Below are 1,659 nucleotides of genomic sequence, written 5' to 3' on the forward strand. Positions count from 1 at the left end.
CGCCACCACCCCATGGTCACGCCCGACCCGGTCCCCAGGGCGCACGCGATAGAGCCTGCCGGCCGCCATCAGCAGTGCTTCGTGTTCCGCCCCACGCGACAGGCTGCCTACCATCTCCAATTGCGCCAAAGGCACGCCGCCCAACCCGCTGTCCGTCAACCGTGTCGCTCCGGGCGCAAACGGGTCGACTTGGGGCGCTGCCATCACGCCCCTGGCCGGCATTCGCGCAAGCGTCGCAGGTTCAGGCACTGGCGCGAGCGCCTGATAGGCATCTACCCGCAACTGCAGGCGCAGCAGCCCAGGCTTGCCATCGGCCGGAACCATCTGCAAGTCACCGCTGCGCAGCACACGCGCCTGGCCCAACCAGTCGCCCAGCCACTGCCGCAGGGCCGCGTATCGCCCCACCACTTGTAGTTCCAGCGGTACCTTGCGGAAACCGGCCTGCTGTTCGTCGTCATGTACGTCGAAGCGCTCGATCAGCAAGCCATGTGCATGCCCCGATGCCGCCAGGCGTTCGAGCAGGTCACTCATGCCCTCCCCGGCCGCCAGGTGCCAGTACGCCTCCCGCAAGCGTTGCTCGGCAATGGTCACAGAGGCTTGGACTTGCTCCAGCTCGGCCAGCTGCACCGCGCTGGCTGCCTGCTTTTCGTGCAACTCGGCGTAGCGGGCCTCCTCCTGCGTCTGCTGCTGCAAAGCTGCGGGCAGACGCATGGCGCAACCCAGGCCGAACAACGTCAGGGCCAACAGCACTGGCGCCAGCTGCCTGAAGCGTTTGGAGCGCTCGGCCATGGCCAGCCAGCCGAGCACCTGTGCAGCATTCACGACCAGAACGCCGAAACGCGCGCGCCCAGCACGAATTCATCGCCGCCCGGCAGGCCCCTGATGCGCTTGAGCTCCAGGCCGACCAGCGCACTCGAACGGCTCAGGTCACGCATGAACTGCGCGACTACGGCACCGGACGTGGCCAGCCCAGTCACCTGCAGGCTGCCGTCTTCCAGGCTGAGTTCGAGCAGTTGCACCCCCACTGGCAACGCCCGCTCGAGGTCAGCCAACACCCCGGCCAGCACATCCTGATGGGTGCGCAGTCCTTCCAGCGCCGCCGCGCGTGCCAGTAGCGCCTCATGCTGCGCACGCACATCGGCCAGCGGCTGCAACTGCTCGCCCACCACTTTCAGGGCAGCCTGGCGCTGGGTATTGGCCAGCGCCTGCTGCTGCCCGCGCTGGCGGGCCAGCTGGTCGACCAACGTCACCCCACACAGGGCCAGCAGCGCACCGGCAACCAGTTGCCTGCGAAAACACCGCAACACGGCCTGGCGTTGCCGTTCGCGCCAGGGCAGAAGGTTCAGCCGCATCATCGACGCAACCCTCCGAGAGCAAGGGCGCACGCCAGGATCATCGCACCATCGATGGGTTCCAGGCGCGCCACATCGGGCAGCAGGCGACACGGCAAGCTCAACCGGGAGCCGAGGCTCTGCATATGGGCCGGTTCGATCGGAGAACGGCTGGCGATCAACAGGCAATCGGGCAAAGGCTCACTGGCGAGCAGGGCCAGCAGGCGCTCCGGCAGTTCCCCCGTTATGGTCGACAGCCCCAGGCTCAGCTCACGCCTTTGCTGAGGCCGACCCGACTGCCAGCCATAAAGGGTGCTGCTGTGCGCCT

The 1,659-nt window shown here is 67.5% G+C and carries 2 protein-coding genes and 1 pseudogene; all 3 read right to left on the reverse strand.

Annotated elements, in window-relative coordinates:
* Window positions 1-807, reverse strand: an 807-nt coding sequence (locus JV551A3_RS29515; RefSeq protein WP_133979350.1) for a pilus assembly protein PilP, incomplete at its 3' end; no start/stop codon positions are given.
* An 11-nt stretch (window positions 808-818) separates the two neighbouring features.
* Complete coding sequence (locus JV551A3_RS29520) at window positions 819-1,355, reverse strand: PilN domain-containing protein (protein WP_133979348.1); 537 nt, start codon at window positions 1,353-1,355, stop codon at window positions 819-821.
* Window positions 1,352-1,659: pseudogene (locus JV551A3_RS29525) on the reverse strand (type IV pilus biogenesis protein PilM); the annotation flags it as partial. The gene JV551A3_RS29520 and the pseudogene JV551A3_RS29525, both read right to left, overlap by 4 nt.

This window comes from Pseudomonas inefficax, assembly GCF_900277125.1.
Taxonomy (GTDB): domain Bacteria; phylum Pseudomonadota; class Gammaproteobacteria; order Pseudomonadales; family Pseudomonadaceae; genus Aquipseudomonas; species Aquipseudomonas inefficax.

Coding starts and splice junctions, on each gene's coding strand:
- JV551A3_RS29520 (WP_133979348.1), bottom strand. CDS start 1,355: ATGATGCGGCTGAACCTTCTGCCCTGGCGCGAACGGCAACGCCAGGCC.